The organism is Novosphingobium sp. MMS21-SN21R (genome assembly GCF_031846015.1).
GTDB lineage: Bacteria > Pseudomonadota > Alphaproteobacteria > Sphingomonadales > Sphingomonadaceae > Novosphingobium.
Genome location: NZ_JAVRDU010000001.1, coordinates 145,503 through 165,094, shown reverse-complemented (window position 1 = coordinate 165,094; position 19,592 = coordinate 145,503). Strand labels below are relative to the sequence as shown.

Sequence of the window (19,592 nt, the reverse complement as noted above, 5' to 3'; positions counted from 1 at the left end):
CGCATGCCGCCCAGATCCTGGCTTTTCGTCCCCGGTGACAGTGACAAGAAGCTGGGCAAGGCCATGGCCACGGGCGCGCATGCGGTAATCGTCGATCTGGAGGATGCGGTGGCGCCTTCTGCCAAGCCGCAGGCGCGGATCATGGCGCGCGAATGGCTGTCGATTCACCGCCAGCATGTGACGGAAAATCGCCCGATTTCCCGCTGGGTGCGGATCAATGCCTTCGACACAGGGATGTGGCGCGAGGATCTGGCAGCAGTCATGGCAGGCGCGCCTGATGGCGTGATGCTGCCCAAGTGCGCAGGCCCGGACCAGGTCCGTCAGCTCGCCGCCGAAATCTACGAGCATGAGCAGCGCAACCGGATTGCCAACGGGGCCACCCGAATCCTGCCGCTGGTGAGCGAGACGGCGCGCTCCGCGCTGTCGATTCCATCCTATATCGACGAACCCCTGCCCCGGCTTGCCGGGCTGACCTGGGGCGCGGAAGACCTGTCTGCCGTGCTCGGAGCTAACCGCAAGCGTGATGCCAGCGGCGCATGGACCGATGCCTTCCGCTTCATTCGTGCCCAATGCCTGCTGGTCGCCCATGCCAAGGGCGTCCTCGCGATCGACACGCTCCACGACGATTTCCGCGATGAAGAGGGGACGCGCCTTGCCGCAGAGGCTGCGCGCGCGGACGGCTTCACCGGCATGCTTGCCATTCACCCTTCACAAGTGCCGGTGATCAACGCAGCCTTTGCGCCGACCGAGGCGGAACTTGCCGAAGCCCATGCCATTGTCGGGCTGTTCGCCGCCAATCCCTATGCCGGGACGCTGCAATACAACGGCCGCATGGTGGACCAGCCGCACCTCAGGATGGCGAAGCAGCTACTCGGTATCAGCTGATTCTGGCGGCGCATCTGCCGGTTTGGCAGGTTCGTCATTCTCTGCAGCAACATCGCCGGGATTCGCCGATGCCTTGGCCTTGGCCTCAGCCTTGACCGGGGCCATCGGCGGTGACGCGGTAGAGGTATCGAGATCGATCATGGCATCGTTGATCGATCCGGGAAGGACTTCGCTCCCGGTCGCCGCCGTCTTGGCGTCATCGGCCTTCTTGCCGCAAGCGGCGACGGTAGCGAGCAGCGGCAGGCAAAGCGCAAGGGCAATCGGGCGGATAGTCATGCGGCCTCTGGTGATTCGGCGGGAGGACAAGGTGTATCGAGCCGGGCAAGGAAGCTGCCGAGGTGTGCGAGCAGCGCATCGTCCCACGCCTGCGGTGTAACATCGCGGCCCAGCGCGGCAAGGCTGGTGACGCCGAACTCCTCGATCCCGCAGGGAACGATGCCGCCGAAATGCGCAAGGTCGGGCGACAGGTTGACCGAAAAACCGTGCATCGTCACCCAGCGGCGGATGCGCACGCCGATGGCGCCGATCTTCGCCTCGCGCCCATCCGGGCCATGCGTCCAGATGCCGACGCGGCCTTCGGCGCGCCATGCGCTCACCCCGAAATCGGCCAGCGTATCGATCACCCAGCCTTCGAGCGCATGGACGAAGCCGCGCACATCGCGCGCACGCGTTTTGAGGTCCAGCAGGACGTAGCCGATGCGCTGACCGGGTCCATGATAAGTATAGCGCCCGCCGCGCCCCGCTTCGACCACCTCGAAACGGGGATCGAGCAACTCGTCAGGCGAAGCACTTGTACCCGCCGTGTAGACCGGCGGGTGTTCAAGCAACCAGATCAATTCCTTCGCCGCGCCTTCGGCAATCGCCGAATTGCGCTGCGCCATGGCGTCCAGCGCCTCGCGGTAAGGCACTTGCACCGTCTCGCGCCGGATCTCGATGCTGTCACTCGGGCTCATCGTTTCCGCATGGCGCGACCTTGCGCTGCTGGCAAGTGAGTCTCGCGCGCAATCGGGGTTCGACACGCGCCGGTTCGCTGCTAGGAAGCAGGCATGACGCCCCGCCTTGATAGCAGCCTCGCCTGGAAATCCGCGACGCGCCTCGTTTCGACCAACCGCGACATGCTGATGGCCATCGCGGGCGTGTTCTTCCTGCTGCCGGGGCTCGCCTTTTCGGTGTTCGTGCCCGAACCGCAAATGGCACCAGGCACCCCGCCGGGCGAAATGATGGAAATCATGGCGGATGCGTGGACGTCTTCGTTGCCGCTGCTGATCATCGTCACGCTGCTGCAGATGGCGGGCACGGTCACCACGCTGATCGTGATGACCGATCCGTCGCGGCCCACGGTTGGTCAGGCCATCCGCCGCGGATTCGTTGCGCTAGGGCCTTATGTCCTCGCGCAGATTCTCGTCGGCGGCGTGCTGGGCATGGCGTTCCTCGTGCTGGTGAGCGGCGCTGCGATGACTGGGGTGCAGGCTATTGCCGCGCTGGTCATACTCGCGGCATTTGTCGCCATGATCTGGTGTAGCCTGCGCATGGCGCTGGTGGCGCCGGTGCTTGCGATCGAGGCCGAGCGCAATCCGGTGCAGGCACTGCGTCGTTCATGGGACCTGACGCGGAGCAATTCGGGCAGATTGCTTGGCTTTTTCGTGCTTGCCGGACTGGTTTTCGCGGTGGTCTATGGTTTGACGATGATGCTCGTCGGTGTGGTACTGGTGCTGACCACCGGGGGCGAGGTGCAACACGTGCTGACCGCAGCCATTTCCAGCGCCATCACATCGGGCGCGCTGGTCTACTTCATCGCCATGCTGGCTGCGGTCTACCGGCAACTTGCCGGAACAGCGCAGGACCAGATCAGCGGAATCTTCGAGTAAGCCGCCAGCGCGGCTCTACTCCTTCCAGCCCCAGCTGATCACGCAGGGCGGCACGTTGACCGGCTCGAAGCCTTTGTCGATGTGGCGGAAGAACTGGCTCATCAGATCGCGCGCGCGGGCGGTGTACTGATAGACGAGGAATGCGCCGCCGGGGCGTAGCACGCGGTGCGTGGCGCCCATGATTGCCGGGCCAACGCCTTCGGGCAGGGTAGAAAAAGGCAGGCCCGACAGCACATAATCGGCGTGGTCGAAGCCGTGCGCGCGGACGATTTCCTCCACGTCCGTGGCCGAGCCGTGGACCGCAGTGAACCGGCTGTCGCCGATGGTCTTCGAAAGATAGTCGATGAAATCGGGATTGGTGTCGATCACGATCAACTGGCCGTCACGGCGCAGCTTTTCGAGCACCGGACGACAGAACGTGCCGACGCCGGGGCCGTATTCGACGAAGAGGCGGCACTCTTCCCAGTTCACCTTCGACAGCACGCGCTCGATCGTGCGCCCGGAGGACGGCACGATCGCGCCGACCATCGCCGGGTGCTTGAGAAAGCCCTTGAAGAAGATGCCGGCCGGGCCAAGCACGCGTTCCGCCTTGCGTTTTGCCCTCTGGAGTAAGGGCGCACGCGCCGCCTGGGTCGAAGTCATTGCAGGAAATGGTCCTCTGCCGGTCAAGCTTGGATGAGGCGGTCGCAAATTTGCTGCAGCATTGCAAGCGCCGTGCATGCGCCTTACCCCAAGTGAATGAACCAGTCGTGGACAACACCGGGGGCAAGACCATGACGGAAGGCCCGATACGCCTGCCCCGCGAGCGCATGGCGCTGCTGTTTGCGGTGATGCTGGTGACCGCAGCGGGAAATACCGCGATGCAGTCGGTGATGCCCTCGATCGGCACGCGGCTTGGCATTGCCGACGTCTGGGTGAGCCTGGCCTATTCGTGGTCGGCGCTCCTCTGGGTGATCATGGCGCCCTATTGGGCGCGGCGGTCCGACCGGCGCGGTCGCAAGGCGATGATGGCGCTCGGCGTCGTCGGTTTCATCACTTCGTTCGCTTTGGGCGGCGCTATCCTGCATTACGGCCTCGAAGGCGTGTTCGGCGCGGGTATGACCATGGTGCTGTTCGCGCTGGCTCGCTCTTTCTACGGCGGATTCGGATCGGCGGCACCGCCTGCGGTTCAGGCCTATGTCGCCAGCCGCACCGGGCGCGCGGACCGGACCAAGGCGCTTTCACTCGTGGCATCGAGCTTCGGGCTGGGCACGGTGCTGGGGCCAGCGCTCGCGCCGCTGCTGATTCTGCCGGGACTTGGCCTGGTCGGCCCATTTGCGATGTTCGCGCTGTTCGGGGTGATCGTGCTCATCCTGCTGCGCACGCGCTTGCCCGACGATGACCCGCGCTTTGCCGGGCGCGGCGAAGTCATGTCTGCACCGTTCAGCGCCTCGTCCAATCCGCGCATGGTCGAGGACCATCCCGACGGTTCTCCCGACGAACTCCCCGGGGCAGAACCGCAGCACCAGGGCGCTGATCGCCTGCGCTGGGCCGACCGGCGCATCCGTCCATGGTTGCTGGCGGGGCTGATCGGCGGACACGCGCAAGCAATGCTGCTGGGCGTGATCGGCTTCCTGCTGCTCGACCGGCTCGGACTTCGCGGTGATCCCGACGCCGGGGCCGGACCGGTCGGCCTCGTTCTGATGGCGGGCGCTTTCGCCACGCTGCTGGCGCAGTGGGGGCTTATCCCGATGCTCCGGCTCGGCCCGCGCACATCAACCCTGTGGGGCATGGGCCTCGCTGTAATCGGGACAATTCCCGTGGCGCTAGGCACCAACCTGCACAGCATCGCAGTGGGCTTCGCGATTGCTTCGATGGGCTACGGGCTGTTCCGGCCCGGCTTCACCTCGGGCGCGAGCCTTGCGGTGAGCCCGCGCGAACAGGGACAATCGGCGGGGATCGTGGTTGCGGTCAACGGCGCTGCCTATATCGTCGCACCCGCACTCGGCGTCTGGCTCTACAGCCACTCGCAATGGCTGGTCTGGGGCGTGATGGAGGCGCTGGCCCTCATCGTCGTCGCGCTTTGCCTGTTCGCTATGCAGAAGGACGCGGAATAGAGGCGTTTGGCTTGCCAAGCTGCACGTTTGACGCCAAGCGCGCGCCATGTCCGCCGCAAGCCCATCCCGTAACGTCATCGCGCGCGGTGCCGGGTCCAATGCGCTGAGCTTCGTGATTCGTTTCGCTGCCCGCGCCGGGTTCCTTTATGTCGGCGCGCGGCTCTACGGCGCGGTGAACTATGGCGTGTTCACCATGGCGAGCGCGCTGGTCGAACTCGCGGTTCCGCTGGCCAGCCTCGGCCTCAAGCGCATGATCTTTCCCTGGCTTGAGGAAGAGACGCGCGGACCATCGGCGCGCTCGGCAACGCATGTGCTGCTCGATGCGCTGCTGCTGGCCGCGATTGCTGGTGTTGCAATCTCCGCGCTGCTGATTGCCGCAACGTGGCTCCTGCCGTCAGCCATGGTTTCGGACCAGTTGCGGCTGGCCTTCATGCTGCTTGCGCCTTCGGTGCTCGGCCAGATCTTCGGCGACATCGCGCTTGCCGCGACGCGGTGGACGCACAAGATGCGCTATGAGGTGATCGCGCGCGGGCTGGTGGAACCTTACGTGCTGACCGGCGTCGCGCTGGGCGCATGGTACATCGGCCTGAACGAAACCGGCATGCTGATCGGCTACTGGGCGGGCTCGATCGCACTCGCCGGGTTCTCGGTATGGAGTGCACGCCACTGCCTCGGGCCGTACCACCTGCGCAAATGGCGGCCCCAACCCAAGACGCTGTCGCAGCGCGCGCGGTCGCTCATTCCGGCCAGCGGCAGCGATCTGCTTACCGCGCTCGCCCAGCGCATCGACCTCTATCTCGTCGGCTTCCTGCTTGGTGATGGGCCGGTCGGCATCTATGGTGTGCTGCGCCAGTTACGCACCCCGATCCTGCAGGTGCGCCAGTCATTCGATGGCATTCTCACCCCGCTTACCGCGCGCACGATGAGCGCCGACGGCGACGTGACCACGGGCGAGGCGACGGCAGCGGCCACCCGCGTGATCCTGACGATCCAGCTCGGCGTCGTGCTGCTGATGGCGGCTGCGGGCGACGCTCTGCTTGGCCTGTTCGGCGCGCATTCGACCTATGCCTATGCGGCACTGATCGCGATGGTTCTGGCCGAAGCAGTCAACGGAGCCTTCGGTGTGTCCGAATTGATCCTCTATTACCGGCGCCCCGCGCTGGCATTGCAGGTCAATCTCATCCAGATCGTGATCGCCGCCGCCGCGATCCCGCTGCTGACCCCGCGTTACGACATTCTCGGCGCTGCACTGGCGATGCTGCTGGCGGCGGTCATCGCCGCTGTCCTGCGGCGGCACTGGCTGGCGGGCCTCGGCGTGCGCCGCCACCTCTTTCATGCCGCCGTGCCTGCCGTGGCCGCCGGGCTGTCGGTGGCGTTCGGCATCTATGGCGGATGGATGGTACGGATGAGCGTGCTGCAAAGCGCGCCAGACGCCTTGGCGCGCGCAGTGCCGCCGCTGCTGGCACTCGCGCTTTACGTCGCGCTGGTCATGGCGTGGCGCAGGCTCCAGCCCGGAGTGCTGTCGCTGAAGCGCTTCCGCGTCAGTTGAATGCAGCGCTTTCGAGCAGGTCGACGCGGCCAGCCGTCATCTTCGCGGCGCGGTTGTGCAGTTGCACCGAGATCAGCAGCAGCACGTTCAGCACGACCGCCTGATAGAAGAAATACCACACCGGGCTGCCTGCAAGCATGGCAAGCCCCAGCACGATCGCACGCGGGTTCGGTCCCAGAAACTTGAGGAAGCCGAGCAACGGCTTCTGCTCGCGCGCCACTTCGCCGCGAATCGCAGCGAGCCGCGCCGTATTGCCGCTCGCCATGGCCTCGCCCACCGCAGCGTCGATGCGCCGAGCATGCGGCGTCATGCCGGCTGCCATATAGAGATACCCCCGCGCAATCGGTTCAAACAGGCTCGAAAACAGGCTCCTGCCGCCGAAGATCCCCGCGCCATCCTCACGCGAATTGTTCAGCCAGGGCACGCCGTAGGTCCAATATTGGTAGAAGCGGCGCTGCACCTCGACGTGGTTGGATTGGACGATGTGCGAGACGCCCGCCGCCAGAGTCCACGCCCAGGCCGGGCCAGCGCCGATCTGCCGCGTCAGTACGAAAGCGAGCAGGACGTAGACGACGATATGGCTGGTATAATCGCAGATCCCGTCGACCATTTCGCCGATCGGGCTGGACTTGCCGGTGATGCGCGCAAGGTCACCGTCGGCACCGTCGACCACGTGCCAGCTCATGTGCAGCGCCATGCCCAGCAGCGCGCCCCATGGCCAGCCGAGCGCCCAAGTGCCGCCGGTCGAATCCATGTTGAAATAGACCACGCCCGCCGCGACGACCAGAAGCCCGCCGAGGACCGAGACCATGTTCGGCGTCAGCGGCGTACGCGAAAGCAGCTTGGCGAGGCGCCATGCCAGCGGATGATAGAGGTAGAAGTTGAGGGAATCCTGCAACTCGCGCGGGCGCTTCGGACGCTCGATCGTCCTTTTCGTATTCACCGCACTCACCTGGCCAACCCCTCTTGCAAACCCCGCTTGGCGCAAGCGGTAGCCATGTCTATAGGCGGTGGAAAGGGCCTGCGACGCAGAGCAAGAGGCAGACGCGCTTGAATATCGCATTTTCCGTCGCAATTCCGGCCAGTTCCTATCTGCGCCGCACCACTGGCGGCATCACCGGCATTGCCCGCGCGGTGATCCTCGCGGATCTCGAGCAGGCGAGCCGCATCTTCATCATCGCCGACGGCCCGATTGCGCATGACTGGCACAAGAGCTTTGCCTTGCGCGCGCGGCCCTTGCCCGATGTGACGATGGTCGGAACGGCGGACGAGCTTCCCGCCGGGACGGCGCTGTTGCCTGGAGATGCCCTGCCGACAAGGGGCGCGCTCGAAGCGCTGAAGGCCAATCCTGCGCTCCAATTCGCATCGGACGATCCGCGCCTGATCCGCAGGCCCAACGATCACGCCACGGTCATGGCGCTGCTGCACGCAACGCTCAAGCCCACCGAAGGTCCGGTCGGGCGCTGGATCAATCGCCCAATCTCGTTCCGCATGTCAGCGCTCGCGCTGCGGCTCGGGCTCGGCCCTGACCCGATCACGTGGTTCACGCTCGCGCTCGCCATGGTCATGGCGGCGGTGCTCGCCCATGGCGGGCCTGAGTGGCTGGCGTTGGGTGGGTTCCTGTTCCAGGCAGTATCCGTCACCGATTGCGTCGATGGCGACATCGCCCGAGTATCATGGGCAATGAGCCGCCGGGGGGCGTTGCTCGATACCGCCTGCGATACAGTTGCGAACCTCGGTTTCGTGATCGGCCTGATGACCGGGGTCATCCGAACATATGGGCAGGACTATGCGTGGGTTGCGCTGGCCTGCGTGGTGCTGCTGGTCTGCGGCATTGCGGCGATGAGCATTCTGGTCCGGCTCGGCCCCAAGCGCGGGAGTTTCGATGTGCTGCGCGCCGCTCTAACGCTCAGGCTCGAGGGTCGCCCGATCCTGCAGGCCGTCACGCTGACGCTTGAGCGCATCTTCAAGCGGGACGTCTATGTCATGATCGCCTGTGTGTTCTGCCTTGCGGGGCTCTCCTGGATGCTGCCCGGCCTGCTGCTCGGGGGCCTGCTCATCTGGCTGGGTGCGGTTGCATGGTGTGCCCCGCTGATTCTGGCTGACGCCGAGGGTCAACTGTTGCCACCACACATGCGCCAGATCTGAAAAGTTACAGCGCCAGGCACCTTCGACCTTGGCCCCCTTGCGCGATGCAGCACGTTCCCCCAAATTGAACGGGACATTTTCCGCAACTGGGAACCGAGACAACGAATGAAGGGTGTGATCCTGGCTGCGGGCCGAGGCAGCAGGCTTGGTGAAGCGACCGAGTCCTTGCCCAAGCCGCTGATGCCGGTTGCCGGGCGAGCGTGCATCGACTTCGCCATCGAAGCCTTGCTGGCAGTGGCCGATGAAGTCATCGTCGTTACCGGATACCGTGCCTCCCTGATCGAGGATCATCTGGCGCGCGAATGGCCCGCCGCTCCCGTGCGCACGGTCCGCAATCCCGATCTGGAAGCTGGTAATCTCACCTCGCTCGGTGCCGCGCGTGCGCTCATCGGCGATGCCGCCTTCATCCTCACCAACGCCGACCACCTGTTCCCGGCCGACATGTATACGCGCCATTTCGCGCCTGCCGCCGATGCCTTGCAGATTGCGTGCGAGCGCGAACGGCCGGTCCTGCCCGACGAAATGAAAGTGATCGAGAAGGACGGCGGACTTCTCGCCATTTCCAAGACCCTGCCGAAATACGATGGCGCCTATATCGGCACGACCGTGATCGGCCAGACCCATCGCGCGACCTACTGGTCGGCATTCGACAGGGTGCATGCGACGCAGAATCTGGCCTCGGCGTCGGTGGAAATGGTGCTGCACGAACTGGCGCAGGAGCCGGTGACGGCACCCCGCGTCTACTGGCTGTCCGGCCTCAAGTGGTTCGAAGTCGATACGCCCGAGGACCTTGCGATTGCGCGCGAAAGCCTGTCCGCGTGATGGCACCGGATGGTGGCAATGCAGTGCGCGTGCTGGTGTTCGACCTTGACGGTACGCTCGTGCCGACGATGGACGACTATGCCGACCGCGCCGCCACGCTGATGGCGGAATCGTTCGGCACGCCTTTTGCGCAGGCCCGCAAGTCATACTTCGCAACCTCGGGCCTGCCGTTCGAACGGCAACTCCGCCAGCTCTACCCCGGACAGGACACCGATCCCGTTGCGGATCGTTTCGAGGACTGGAAAGACAGCTACCTGTCTGGCATCGCCTTATCGGCAGCCGTTGCCGCGCTGCTGGATGGCTGGCGGACAGCAGGCTATCAGGTCGCCATCTCCTCCAACAATCTTGAGCGCTACGTCGAGCGCCTCGCGCGGGACTGGCCTGTCGATTGCGCGCTCGGGTATCGCCCTGCGCATGGCACGGACCCCGGCTTTGCCAAGGGTGAGCCGCACTTCCGCGCGCTTGAACAGCGCTTCGGGATTGCCCGGTCGGCATTCCTGTTCACCGGAGATTCACCGAACGACGCCCACATCGCGCACGCAGCAGGGGTGCGGTTTCGCGCACTTTTGACCGATGCGTTCACGCAAGACGATTTCGAACGGGCCGTTTCCGGCACCCTGACCCTCTCGTCCTTGTCCGAACTTGGTGGCGTTCTGGCCACGGTTTCGGCAATCGGTTGAAGGCACGAACCACTCCTTGTGCAAACGCACTATCGCATGCCGCATTTTTCGGTTAAGGGCCGCTTCCCATCGAAAGTTGCAATCTTTTGCGCGCCGGTTTCGCAGGTGCTGCGCAGACGACAGGAGTGCAAGTGACTGGTTGGTGGGTGCTGCCTGTCCTCCGGTCCGTCGTGACTGGCAGAGGAATCGACTTGCATTCGGCGGCATTTCGGTATTGTGAGGCAGTTTGATTACAGCCGCCCTGGGGCGCCTGTGTGAAGGGATCGTTATTCATGAAGCCAATCAAGGTCGCCGTGATCGGCGTGGGCAACTGCGCTAGCTCGCTGGTGCAAGGGGTTGCCTACTATCGCAACAACAACTCGTCGCAGGGCCTGATCCACGACCGGATCGGTGGCTACGGCGCTGGCGATGTCGATTTCGTGCTGGGCGTCGATGTCGATGCACGCAAGGTCGGCAAGGACATTTCGGAAGCGATCTTCGCTGCCCCGAACAATACCACGGTTTTCCAGCCCAACGTGCCGGCAACCGGCGCCAAGGTCATCATGGGTTATGTGTCGGACGGCGTTGCCGCCCACATGACCAGCGTTGGTGAAAAGGGCTTCATCGTTGCAGACGAACCCGAAGCCACCCAGGCCTCGATCGTTCAGGCACTCAAGGACAGCGGCGCCGAAGTTCTCCTGAACTTCCTGCCCGTCGGTTCGCAGCTCGCCACCGAATTCTACATGGAATGCGCGCTTGAAGCCGGCGTTGCCGTCGTCAACTGCATGCCTGTGTTCATCGCTTCGACCCCTGAGTGGGAAGCGAAATTCCGCGACAAGCGCATCCCCATCGTGGGTGACGACATCAAGGCCCAGGTTGGCGCCACCATCGTCCACCGCGTCCTGTCGAGCCTGTTTGCTGCACGCGGCGTCAATGTCGAGCGCACCTATCAGCTCAACACCGGCGGCAACACCGATTTCATGAACATGCTCGACCGTCAGCGTCTGGGCAGCAAGAAGGAATCGAAGACAGAAGCAGTGCAGGCGATGCTTGCAACGCGTCTGGCCGACGAGAACATCCATGTTGGTCCTTCGGACTACGTTCCATGGCAGAAGGACAACAAGCTGTGCTTCATCCGCATGGAAGGCCAGCAGTGGGGCAACGTGCCCATGAACCTCGAACTCCGCCTCTCGGTCGAAGACAGCCCCAACTCGGCGGCTTGCGTCATGGACGCGATCCGCTGCTGCAAGGTTGCGCTTGATCGCGGTGAAGGCGGTGCGCTGATCGGCCCGTCGGCCTACTTCTGCAAGCACCCGCCGCAGCAGTTCAACGACGATGTCGCTGCGCAGATGGTCGATGAATATGCATCGGTCGAAAAGCTGGCCGCTGAATAAGCGAGCCGCTTGACGCAACGGAAATGGCCGACCGGGCGGATCGTCTGGTCGGCCTTTTCGTTTTGAAAATCCCGCTGAAACTTTGATGAGATCCCCGTGGACGCCCTGATCATTGCCGCAGGATTCGGCAGCCGCCTTGCCGACCTATCGCCTTCGAAGCCGTTGACGCCGGTGGTCGGCGTACCGCTGATCGAAATCGGCGTGCGCCAGGCAATGGAAGCTGGAATCACCCGCGTCGTCGTGGTCACCGGCCACCGCGCCGATATGCTGGAAGCCTTCCTCGCGGACCTTTCGCTGCGTGCCGGAATCGAGATCGTGCCAGTGCGCCTGTCGGACTGGTCGACGCCGAACGGACGGTCGGTCATGGCCGGAGCCACGCGGTGCGACGGCAACTACCTGCTGATGATGGCCGACCACATGTTCGAGGCGGACATCCTCGCCCGCCTCATGCTGGAAGACCGTCCCACCCGCGGAGTCACGCTGGCGATTGACCGCCGCCTCGACAATCCGCTGGTCGATCCCGACGATGCGACATGGGTAAAGCTTGACGACGAAGGCCGGATCACCGCCATCGGCAAGTCCATCTCACCTTATGACGCGGTCGATTGCGGCGCGTTCCTGGCCACGCCGGAACTTGCGTTGGCGATCCGCGACGCCATTGCCGAGGGCAAGCCCGGCAGCCTTTCGGACGGCATGCAGCGCCTTGCCGATGCGGGCCGGGCCGGCACCATGGACATCGAGGATGCCTGGTGGCTCGACGTCGATGATCCGCGCGCGCATGCCCTGGCCGAGGAAATGGCCCCTTGGCACCTCGCGCGCACATTTGCCGCAGTCGAAGCCTCCACGTTCGAAGACTGACGGCCGACCGGGGAACGCCAAGCGCTCCCCAGTATCACGGATATTTCAGATGAATCCGGGTCGAGAGGCCCGATTTGGCGATGTTGAGACGCACCGACCGGAACGAGGGAATGCTCGCAATCGTCGGCGGATTGTTCGAAAAGCCGAAACCCTCCTCGGGCAACCCGAGCACACCGCTGCGCTTGATGTTCCGGCTCGAATCCTCGTCGTGGTAGACCGCCAGTGCATAGACGCCGGGCTTGGGCACGTAGAGGCACATCTTGGTCTCGGACGCGGTCGCGTCGACACGGCCGACATACATCGAGCCATGCTTCACGAGGAACTTGCGCGATTCATCGGCATAGAGCGTTACCGCCATCAATCCGTTGCCATTGCGCACGCCATCGATCGTCACATTGATGTATGTGTCGCTGACAGGCCCTGCGCAGTTCGGTCCGTTGGCATTCGCTGCGGTACTACCCCCGATCAACGCGGCGGCAGAAGCGGCAAAGGCGATGGCCGTGGCGTGCAAACGTCTCGGCTTGGTCATGGTCAAAAGCCCCAAAATCGATGTGTCTTTCCAGCAATTCGCAGGCCTTTCTCGCAAGCGAGCCTTGGCCTGATGCGAAGCCTTCCGTGTCCCCTGCTGGTGGCATACCGGCAGTTCTAGCCCACGTTAAGTATGATTCGTGCCGTTAATGCGTGCTGAACTCAGGTCGGACCAATCATTCAGCTAATTCGCCTGAGCCATGGTGCCTGCGAATCACCTCCGAAGCGGGACATTCCGTGTGGATAAGCGCGCCCAGAATGCTTGTTCCGCCGATTCGCCAAAGGTAAGCGCTTAGGCGTGGGGTGGCGGTTCGCCAGCGCCGGTCCGGGCGTAAGCAACGCCTGCCCTTGCTGCAGGAAGACGCCGTTCCATGATCCCGCTGATTTCCCCCTCGATCCTTTCCGCCGACTTTTCGCGTCTGGGCGAGGAAGTGCGCGCCATCGATGCCGCCGGGGCCGACTGGATCCATGTTGACGTGATGGACGGGCACTTTGTGCCCAACATCACGATCGGGCCGATGGTCGTCAAAGCCCTGCGCCCGCATACCGCCAAGCCGTTCGACGTCCACCTGATGATCTCGCCTGTCGATGGCTACCTACAGGCCTTTGCCGATGCCGGGGCGGACATCATCACGGTTCATCCTGAGGCAGGGCCGCACATCCACCGCACGGTGCAGGCGATAAAGGGGCTGGGCAAAAAGGCCGGCGTCTCGCTCAACCCGGGAACCCCTGCCAAGATGCTCGATTACCTGATCGACGATGTGGATCTGGTTCTGGTGATGAGCGTCAATCCCGGCTTTGGCGGGCAGAGCTTCATTTCCAGCCAGCTGCGCAAGATCGAGGCCGTGCGCAAGATGATCGACAAGACCGGCCGGGACATTCACCTTGAGGTCGATGGCGGGGTGGATCTCAGGACGATCCGCTCCTGTGTCGATGCCGGGGCCGACGTGCTCGTGGCAGGGACCGCCACGTTCCGGGGCGGCCCGGATCAATACGCGGCGAATATCGCTGCGCTCAAGGGCCTCGGCTGATATGCGGGACGGCGGCGTTTCCCTCAGTGGGAGCCGCCCCGCGGCCCATAACGCTGCTGAACGTTCAGCCATTCCGCTGAACGCAACGAAGGAGGAACCGCTGGCTGAACCTGACGACAGCGCGCTTCTCCCCGGCATCGCGCAGGATTCTGCGCCAGCGCTGGCAGATTCATCGTCGGTAGAACCCGGCCGTGCGCTCGCACTTGCCGATTTTGCGCCGCCAGCGCTTGGTGCGGGTGACCGCCTGGTGCGCTTCGCCTACCGGCTTGGCCTGCCCGCCAGCGCGATCCATCCCTTCCGCAAGAATGCGAAGACGCGGCTGACCGCAACGGTGACAAATCCGCTGCCCGGCGATGCTGCGGCGGGCAAGGCGCTGCGAGCCGGTCACTTCCTGGTCCATGGCTTCAAGTCACCAATTGCGGACACCGCATTTTCCGGCCCGCGGCTGCCGCCGCCGTTCGAACGCATGGTTCATGGCTTCCGCTGGCTGCGCGATCTCGAATCCGGCGGTCAGCGCCAACAGTGCGCGCAAGTGGCCGAGCGCATTCTCGGCACCTGGATCACCGCCAATCCCAAACCTGACGGTACACCGGCGTGGGACGTCGGAAATGTCGGGCACCGCCTGCTCAACTGGATGGTCCACGCGCCACTGGTCCTGTCCGGACAGGACCGCGCTTTCCGCAGCCGCGTGCTGCATACGATAGACGAAACCGCACGCTGGCTCGACCGTCATGTCGGCAAGGCCGATGATCGGCTGTCTGAAGTTGCAGGTTGGTGCGCGCTTGTTGCGACGGGGTTGATCATGGCCGACGGCAAGGCGCGCCGTCTCTTTGCCGAAGCGGGCCTCGTCCGCGCGCTCGGCGAACTGGTCAGCGACGATGGCGGCGTGCTTTCGCGCAGCCCGCTCTGCCAGATCGAGGCAATCGAACTGCTCGTCGCGCTGCGCTCCTGCTACGAAGCCGTGCGCGCCGAACCGCTCCCCCAAATTGGCACGATGCTGAACCTGCTCGTCCCGCCGCTGCAGGCGCTGCTCCATGGCGATGGCGGATTGGGCAACTGGCAGGGCGCGGGCGCAATAGACCATGAGCGCATCGATACGCTGGTGAAGATCACCGGCGTGCGCAGCCGCCCTCTGCGCGATGCACGCCAGTGGGGTTATCAGCGCGCCACGGCTGCAAAGGCCGTGCTGCAATTTGACGCAGGACCGCCGCCCGTTGCCCGCCACGCCCGTGATGGCTGCGCCTCGACGCTCGCGTTCGAATTCAGCCACGGGCATGACCGCCTGATCGTCAATTGCGGCGGCGCGGCCTTTGCGGGCGGGTTGATTCCGCTGCGGCTTGAACAGGGGTTGCGCGCCACCGCTGCCCACTCCACGCTGACCATCGACGATTTCAATTCGACCGCCGTGCTGATCAACGGACGGCTCGGATCGGGCGTGTCCGAAGTCGAGGTTGACCGACGTACACTTTCGCCCGACGGCACGGGGCCGGGTGCCACGCGGATCGAGGCCAGCCACAACGGTTATGTCGGGCGTTATGGTCTGGTCCACCGCCGCATCCTGATCCTGCGGGACGATGGCAGCGAGCTGCGCGGCGAGGATCTGCTGGTGCCCGCCGGGCGCAAGGGCAAGCGCGGCATGATCGGCGTTGCCTTGCGCTTCCATCTCGGTCCGCATATCGAGCTTGCCGCCAGTTCGGACGGGAAAGGCGTGACGCTCGCCCTGCCCGACGGCAGCCTGTGGCAGTTCCGTTCGGGCCGCGATGCCATTGCGGTCGAGGAAAGCCTCTGGGCAGACGGTCAGGGCAGGCCGCTGGGCACGCGCCAGCTGGTCATCTCGGCCAAGGTTCCCCGCAGCGGAGAAAGCTTCTCCTGGCTGCTCAAGAAGATGAGATAGGAATACCTTAGTGACCACGGTTACCATCAAGCGGGCGCTGCTTTCGGTGTCGGACAAGGCCGGACTTGTCGATCTGGGCAAGGCGCTGGCCGCACGCGGCGTCGAACTGCTGTCGACCGGCGGCACCGCCAAGGCGCTGCGCGACGCAGGGCTTACCGTCAAGGACGTGTCCGAACACACCGGCTTCCCCGAAATGATGGACGGCCGTGTCAAGACGCTGCACCCGACGATTCACGGCGGACTGCTGGCGGTGCGCGACAATCCCGAACATGCTGCCGCCATGGCCGAACATGCCATCGGCGCAATCGACCTTGTCGTCGTCAACCTCTATCCGTTCGAGGCCACGGTCGCCAAAGGCGCAGAGCGCGACGAGGTGATCGAGAACATCGACATTGGCGGCCCTTCGATGGTGCGTTCAGCGGCCAAGAACCACGATTACGTCACGATCCTGACCGACGCCGCCGACTATGCGGCGTTTCTGGCGGAGCTGGAAGAAACCGGTGGCGCCAGCACGCTGGCTTTCCGGCGCAAGATGGCGGCCAAGGCCTATGCCGCAACAGCTGCCTATGACTCGGCAATCTCGCAGTGGTTTGCCACGGTCGACCAGCAGGAACACTTCCCGCCGGTGCTCGCCAGCGCGTTTTCCCGGGTGACCACGCTCCGCTATGGCGAGAACCCGCATCAGGACGCCGCGCTTTACGTGGCGCGCAATCCCGCCGTCACCGGGTTGCCTCAGGCAAGCCAGGTGCAAGGCAAGGAGCTGTCCTACAACAATTACAATGACGCCAACGCTGCGCTCGAACTGATCGCGGAATTCAGCGGTGCCAAGCCGACCGTGGTGATCGTCAAGCACGCCAACCCCTGCGGCGTCGCCACGGCGGACACGCTGCTCGATGCGTGGAAGGCCGCGCTTGAGTGCGATTCCGTTTCTGCATTCGGCGGAATCGTCGCCACCAACGTCCCGCTGGATGGGCCCACCGCCAATGCGATCTGCGAAATCTTCACCGAAGTCGTCGTGGCGCCCGGCGCCGACGATGCGGCCAAGGCCGCGTTCGAGCGCAAGAAGAACTTGCGACTATTGCTGGTCGACAGCCTGCCCGATGCCGACCGCAAGGGTCTGGTCACCGTACCGATTGCAGGCGGATTGCTGGTGCAGGACCGCGACAACGGCAAGATTTCCGAAGGCGACCTCAAGGTCGTGACCAAGCGCGCACCGAGCGCACAGGAGCTGGCCGATGCGATGTTTGCCTGGACCGTGGCCAAGCACGTCAAGTCGAACGCCATCGTCTATGCCAAGGACGGGGTGACGGCGGGCATCGGCGCTGGCCAGATGAACCGCCGCGACAGTTCGCGCATTGCCGCAGCCAAGGCCAAGGAAGCCGCCGAAACGCATGGCTTCAGCGAAGTGCGCACGCATGGCTCGGCCGTGGCGTCGGACGCGTTCTTCCCGTTCGCCGATGGGCTGATGGCAGCGGTGGAGGCAGGCGCAACTTGCGTGATCCAGCCCGGCGGCTCGATCCGCGACGATGACGTGATCAAGGCTGCCGACGAGGCGGGCCTTGCCATGGTCTTCACCGGAATGCGCCACTTCCGCCATTGAGCAGCGTCGCGTGCAATGAAAAAGGGCCGGTTCCTTTGCGGAGCCGGCCCTTTTTTCATGTCACTTCCAGATTGCGATCAACGGTAGAAAACGTGACCATCGATCCGGGCCATGCGCGCCTTGCCCCAACGCGGCGAGACATGGCTGGCGTGGAAGAACATCGCGCCTTCGACTGGGCTCTTCCACGTGCCCTGATCGGCGATCACGGCGATGCGCACCGCGTCCTGCCAATCACGGCTTGCGCGGTTGATCGCGGGCATCGAGCGGCCACGGATGAACGAGAACTGTGAGGGCTGATACACCACGCCGCAATAGGAAGCGGGGAAGCGGCCCGACTGCGAGCGTGCGATCACGACACGGCCGACAGCAAGCTGTCCGGCGAGCGATTCGCTCTTGGCTTCGAAGAACACGGCGCCTGCAAGGCACTCAAGCTCATTCGAGAGATCGGCGGGGATTTCGGTCTTCTCGACCAGCTCGGAAAGCGAGGATGCGGCGATCGCGTCCTGGCTGTCGATCACATCATCGGCCTGCGGAGTCGCAATTGCCTGAATGACCGGCTGGGAGATGAACGTCGTCGCAGCAGCGACGGGAGCGTTGTACCCTTGGGCGTTGGCGTGGGAACCGCCAGTGCTGAGCAAGGTTGTGATAAAAGTCGCAGCAAGGCTCAATGTTGCGGCGTAACGGAACTTGGTGCTCATCAAAATTCGTCAATGTGCGGTGAGCTTCCGGTCATGGCGCGACAAAAAGCCCTGTCGCGCGGGATAACCCGCACGAGGGCTGGATGCCGAAGGGCCATGTCGGTTGCCCCCCGTCTGCGTGCCAGTGCGATCTGCTTGTCTGCATCCCGTCACCGCCTGCGCAAAATCGGTGGGCTGCCTTTATTGTGCGCTGCGAAAGAGTCAACCCGCGTTCAGGCTGGCGACAGGTTGTCCCGGACGAACCGTTCCCGATCCGCGACAGTCAGTTCGACTATCCACACATCTGGATCCTGCTGCTTCCGCCGGTCCAGATAGTCCTCAAATTCCATTTTATTATCAATTACTTGCGTCTTTACAGAGAGCCATTTCCGGCTTCCATCCGCGCTCGGCATACGCTCAAACAGAACGCCAAGTCCCTGTTTATCCAAGAGAACGACAAGGATGGTGCCGCCATCGCGCTCGCCCTTGTTCAGGACCATGCCGAAGTCACCGTCCGCCTGCGCAGCGCGGAGCAGACCCGATACTTCAAGGTGGGCTGGGAGACGTGCCTGCATCTCAGGCCAGCGCCGAGCGCAAGCCCGCGTTGTAGCCATCGAGACTGGAAAGCGGGATGCGCGAGCGCTGGAACGTGCCGGTGCCGCGGCCTACTTCCTCACCGTCGGCATCGATCAACCGCGCTTCGGCGACGAGCACGCGGCGGCGGCCCGAAATCCAGCGACCTTCCGCAGTCAGCGGTCCCGCTTCGATGGGGCGCGTGAACAGCAGGTTGAACGAGGTGGTAAGCAGGAAACGATCCGTGACCATGGTGTTGGCGGCATAGAAGGCGGCATCGTCGAGCATCTTGAAATAGATCGTGCCGTGCGCGGCTCCGGCGGCGTGGTAGCAGGCCGGCGTCACGTTGAAATGGATACGCGAGACGCCCTCGCCGGTGATTTCCAGCCGGGATTCGAACAGGGCATTGACCGGAGCCGAAGCATAGAGCCCTTCGAGTGCCCGCCAATGCAGCGCAGCGCTGTCGTCACGCTGGCCCGGTTCAGGCGGCGTCACGGTCGATGACATTGACCAGCAACCCGTAAAGCGCTTCAGCGTCGGAAGCAGAAGCGAGGCGTTCGTGCATGCGTTCGTCGCGCATCAACCGCGAGATTGCGGCCAAGGCCTGAAGGTGCGTGGCACCTGCTTGCGAGGGTGACAACAGCCCGAACACGCAATCGACGGGCATGCCATCAGCCGAGGCAAATTCCACAGGATTTTCAAGGCGGAAGAATGCTGCAACCGGGCGCTCCAGCCCGTCAATCCGCGCGTGGGGAATGGCAACGCCGCGCCCGAAGCCAGTGCTGCCAAGCTTCTCGCGCTCTTCGATGCCTTCGATCACGATCGCGGCGTCGAGCATGTAGACGTCGGCAAAGCAGCGCGCGAGATCGGTGAGGATCTGCTGCTTGGTATCGGCGCGAACCATGCGCACGGCTTGTTGATCGAGCGTGAAGAGAGCCGTCATAGCGGATTGGACATATCACAAAAGTGCAAAGGCACGGTGAATTGGAGCGCGCAATGCTCCTGATTCC

General features: G+C 64.0%; 21 protein-coding genes. 12 read left to right on the top strand and 9 right to left on the bottom strand.

The annotated features are described in order from the left end of the window. Positions 1-3: 3 nt before the first annotated feature. Entirely contained in the window at positions 4-885 is an 882-nt protein-coding gene (locus RM192_RS00840; protein WP_311505617.1) for a CoA ester lyase, read from the top strand. On the opposite strand, the gene RM192_RS00835 is transcribed toward RM192_RS00840, so the two are convergent. Together RM192_RS00835 and lipB are read right to left on the bottom strand one after the other, a co-directional pair. Continuing rightward, positions 868-1,161 carry a hypothetical protein gene (locus tag RM192_RS00835; RefSeq protein WP_311505616.1) on the bottom strand — a complete coding sequence of 98 codons (294 nt, stop codon included), beginning with the start codon at positions 1,159-1,161 and terminating at the stop codon, positions 868-870. The genes RM192_RS00840 and RM192_RS00835 overlap by 18 nt on opposite strands. Next, positions 1,158-1,838 (bottom strand): lipoyl(octanoyl) transferase LipB, encoded by a 681-nt coding sequence (gene lipB, locus RM192_RS00830; RefSeq protein WP_311505615.1) that lies wholly within the window; start codon positions 1,836-1,838, stop codon positions 1,158-1,160. The genes RM192_RS00835 and lipB overlap by 4 nt, the downstream gene beginning before the upstream one ends. A gap of 93 nt (positions 1,839-1,931) precedes the next feature. Here lipB and RM192_RS00825 point away from each other — a divergent pair, with 93 nt between their 5' ends. Beyond that, a complete protein-coding gene (locus RM192_RS00825; protein WP_311505614.1) occupies positions 1,932-2,753 on the top strand; it encodes a glycerophosphoryl diester phosphodiesterase membrane domain-containing protein in 822 nt (273 codons plus the stop codon). Positions 2,754-2,768: 15 nt separating this feature from the next. Here the strand turns inward: RM192_RS00825 and RM192_RS00820 are convergent, their stop codons facing one another. After that, entirely contained in the window at positions 2,769-3,395 is a 627-nt protein-coding gene (locus RM192_RS00820) for a methyltransferase domain-containing protein (RefSeq protein WP_311505612.1), read from the bottom strand. Between the two features lie 167 nt (positions 3,396-3,562). On the opposite strand from RM192_RS00820, the gene RM192_RS00815 reads away from it, so the two are divergent. Both RM192_RS00815 and RM192_RS00810 read left to right on the top strand, forming a co-directional pair. Continuing rightward, complete coding sequence (locus tag RM192_RS00815; protein ID WP_409233816.1) at positions 3,563-4,849, top strand: MFS transporter; 1,287 nt, start codon at positions 3,563-3,565, stop codon at positions 4,847-4,849. A gap of 46 nt (positions 4,850-4,895) precedes the next feature. Beyond that, complete coding sequence (locus RM192_RS00810) at positions 4,896-6,398, top strand: oligosaccharide flippase family protein (protein WP_311505611.1); 1,503 nt, start codon at positions 4,896-4,898, stop codon at positions 6,396-6,398. Here RM192_RS00810 and RM192_RS00805 read toward each other — a convergent pair. Next, positions 6,391-7,341 carry a CDP-alcohol phosphatidyltransferase family protein gene (locus tag RM192_RS00805; protein ID WP_311505610.1) on the bottom strand — a complete coding sequence of 317 codons (951 nt, stop codon included), beginning with the start codon at positions 7,339-7,341 and terminating at the stop codon, positions 6,391-6,393. The genes RM192_RS00810 and RM192_RS00805 overlap by 8 nt on opposite strands. 107 nt (positions 7,342-7,448) lie before the next feature. On the opposite strand from RM192_RS00805, the gene RM192_RS00800 reads away from it, so the two are divergent. The 5 genes from RM192_RS00800 (at position 7,449) to RM192_RS00780 (ending at position 12,279) form a co-directional block, all read left to right on the top strand. Next, complete coding sequence (locus RM192_RS00800; RefSeq protein ID WP_311505609.1) at positions 7,449-8,546, top strand: CDP-alcohol phosphatidyltransferase family protein; 1,098 nt, start codon at positions 7,449-7,451, stop codon at positions 8,544-8,546. A gap of 105 nt (positions 8,547-8,651) precedes the next feature. Then, entirely contained in the window at positions 8,652-9,368 is a 717-nt protein-coding gene (locus RM192_RS00795; RefSeq protein WP_311505608.1) for an NTP transferase domain-containing protein, read from the top strand. After that, positions 9,368-10,048: an HAD hydrolase-like protein gene (locus tag RM192_RS00790; RefSeq protein ID WP_311505607.1), complete on the top strand. Its 681-nt coding sequence runs from the start codon at positions 9,368-9,370 to the stop codon at positions 10,046-10,048. Before RM192_RS00795 ends, RM192_RS00790 begins: the two co-directional genes overlap by 1 nt. 272 nt (positions 10,049-10,320) lie before the next feature. Next, complete coding sequence (locus RM192_RS00785; protein ID WP_311505606.1) at positions 10,321-11,421, top strand: inositol-3-phosphate synthase; 1,101 nt, start codon at positions 10,321-10,323, stop codon at positions 11,419-11,421. A gap of 96 nt (positions 11,422-11,517) precedes the next feature. Beyond that, positions 11,518-12,279, top strand: coding sequence for an NTP transferase domain-containing protein (locus RM192_RS00780; RefSeq protein WP_311505605.1), 762 nt, complete (start codon positions 11,518-11,520; stop codon positions 12,277-12,279). Between the two features lie 34 nt (positions 12,280-12,313). On the opposite strand, the gene RM192_RS00775 is transcribed toward RM192_RS00780, so the two are convergent. Beyond that, entirely contained in the window at positions 12,314-12,808 is a 495-nt protein-coding gene (locus RM192_RS00775; protein ID WP_311505604.1) for a DUF2141 domain-containing protein, read from the bottom strand. Positions 12,809-13,178: 370 nt separating this feature from the next. Between RM192_RS00775 and rpe the strand changes: the two genes are divergently transcribed. The 3 genes from rpe to purH are packed head-to-tail and all read left to right on the top strand — an operon-like array spanning position 13,179 to position 17,332. Continuing rightward, positions 13,179-13,838, top strand: a complete 660-nt coding sequence (gene rpe, locus RM192_RS00770) for a ribulose-phosphate 3-epimerase (protein ID WP_311505603.1) — start codon at positions 13,179-13,181, stop codon at positions 13,836-13,838. Between the two features lies 1 nt (position 13,839). Then, on the top strand, positions 13,840-15,732 hold the full coding sequence (locus tag RM192_RS00765) for a heparinase II/III family protein (protein WP_311505602.1): 1,893 nt from the start codon (positions 13,840-13,842) through the stop codon (positions 15,730-15,732). Positions 15,733-15,742: 10 nt separating this feature from the next. Next, positions 15,743-17,332: a bifunctional phosphoribosylaminoimidazolecarboxamide formyltransferase/IMP cyclohydrolase gene (gene purH, locus RM192_RS00760; protein WP_311505601.1), complete on the top strand. Its 1,590-nt coding sequence runs from the start codon at positions 15,743-15,745 to the stop codon at positions 17,330-17,332. Between the two features lie 77 nt (positions 17,333-17,409). Here purH and RM192_RS00755 read toward each other — a convergent pair whose 3' ends face one another. From RM192_RS00755 to RM192_RS00740, 4 genes are all read right to left on the bottom strand, one after another. Next, positions 17,410-18,030, bottom strand: coding sequence for a cell wall hydrolase (locus tag RM192_RS00755; protein WP_311505600.1), 621 nt, complete (start codon positions 18,028-18,030; stop codon positions 17,410-17,412). A gap of 212 nt (positions 18,031-18,242) precedes the next feature. Next, a complete protein-coding gene (locus tag RM192_RS00750; protein WP_311505599.1) occupies positions 18,243-18,584 on the bottom strand; it encodes a DUF1491 family protein in 342 nt (113 codons plus the stop codon). Between the two features lies 1 nt (position 18,585). Beyond that, positions 18,586-19,089, bottom strand: a complete 504-nt coding sequence (locus tag RM192_RS00745) for a PaaI family thioesterase (RefSeq protein WP_311505598.1) — start codon at positions 19,087-19,089, stop codon at positions 18,586-18,588. Next, positions 19,064-19,525, bottom strand: a complete 462-nt coding sequence (locus tag RM192_RS00740; RefSeq protein ID WP_311505597.1) for a PTS sugar transporter subunit IIA — start codon at positions 19,523-19,525, stop codon at positions 19,064-19,066. Before RM192_RS00740 ends, RM192_RS00745 begins: the two co-directional genes overlap by 26 nt. Positions 19,526-19,592: the final 67 nt, after the last annotated feature.

Bases quoted from the DNA above. Each gene is read 5' to 3' on its own strand.
- RM192_RS00795 (WP_311505608.1), top strand. From the start codon at position 8,652: ATGAAGGGTGTGATCCTGGCTGCGGGCCGAGGCAGCAGGCTTGGTGAA.
- RM192_RS00775 (WP_311505604.1), bottom strand. From the start codon at position 12,808: ATGACCAAGCCGAGACGTTTGCACGCCACGGCCATCGCCTTTGCCGCT.
- RM192_RS00790 (WP_311505607.1), top strand. From the start codon at position 9,368: ATGGCACCGGATGGTGGCAATGCAGTGCGCGTGCTGGTGTTCGACCTT.
- RM192_RS00745 (WP_311505598.1), bottom strand. From the start codon at position 19,089: ATGTCATCGACCGTGACGCCGCCTGAACCGGGCCAGCGTGACGACAGC.
- RM192_RS00750 (WP_311505599.1), bottom strand. From the start codon at position 18,584: ATGCAGGCACGTCTCCCAGCCCACCTTGAAGTATCGGGTCTGCTCCGC.
- RM192_RS00820 (WP_311505612.1), bottom strand. From the start codon at position 3,395: ATGACTTCGACCCAGGCGGCGCGTGCGCCCTTACTCCAGAGGGCAAAA.
- RM192_RS00835 (WP_311505616.1), bottom strand. From the start codon at position 1,161: ATGACTATCCGCCCGATTGCCCTTGCGCTTTGCCTGCCGCTGCTCGCT.
- RM192_RS00825 (WP_311505614.1), top strand. From the start codon at position 1,932: ATGACGCCCCGCCTTGATAGCAGCCTCGCCTGGAAATCCGCGACGCGC.
- RM192_RS00765 (WP_311505602.1), top strand. From the start codon at position 13,840: ATGCGGGACGGCGGCGTTTCCCTCAGTGGGAGCCGCCCCGCGGCCCAT.
- lipB (WP_311505615.1), bottom strand. From the start codon at position 1,838: ATGAGCCCGAGTGACAGCATCGAGATCCGGCGCGAGACGGTGCAAGTG.
- RM192_RS00755 (WP_311505600.1), bottom strand. From the start codon at position 18,030: ATGAGCACCAAGTTCCGTTACGCCGCAACATTGAGCCTTGCTGCGACT.
- RM192_RS00810 (WP_311505611.1), top strand. From the start codon at position 4,896: ATGTCCGCCGCAAGCCCATCCCGTAACGTCATCGCGCGCGGTGCCGGG.
- RM192_RS00815 (WP_409233816.1), top strand. From the start codon at position 3,563: ATGGCGCTGCTGTTTGCGGTGATGCTGGTGACCGCAGCGGGAAATACC.
- RM192_RS00785 (WP_311505606.1), top strand. From the start codon at position 10,321: ATGAAGCCAATCAAGGTCGCCGTGATCGGCGTGGGCAACTGCGCTAGC.
- RM192_RS00740 (WP_311505597.1), bottom strand. From the start codon at position 19,525: ATGACGGCTCTCTTCACGCTCGATCAACAAGCCGTGCGCATGGTTCGC.
- rpe (WP_311505603.1), top strand. From the start codon at position 13,179: ATGATCCCGCTGATTTCCCCCTCGATCCTTTCCGCCGACTTTTCGCGT.
- RM192_RS00840 (WP_311505617.1), top strand. From the start codon at position 4: ATGCCGCCCAGATCCTGGCTTTTCGTCCCCGGTGACAGTGACAAGAAG.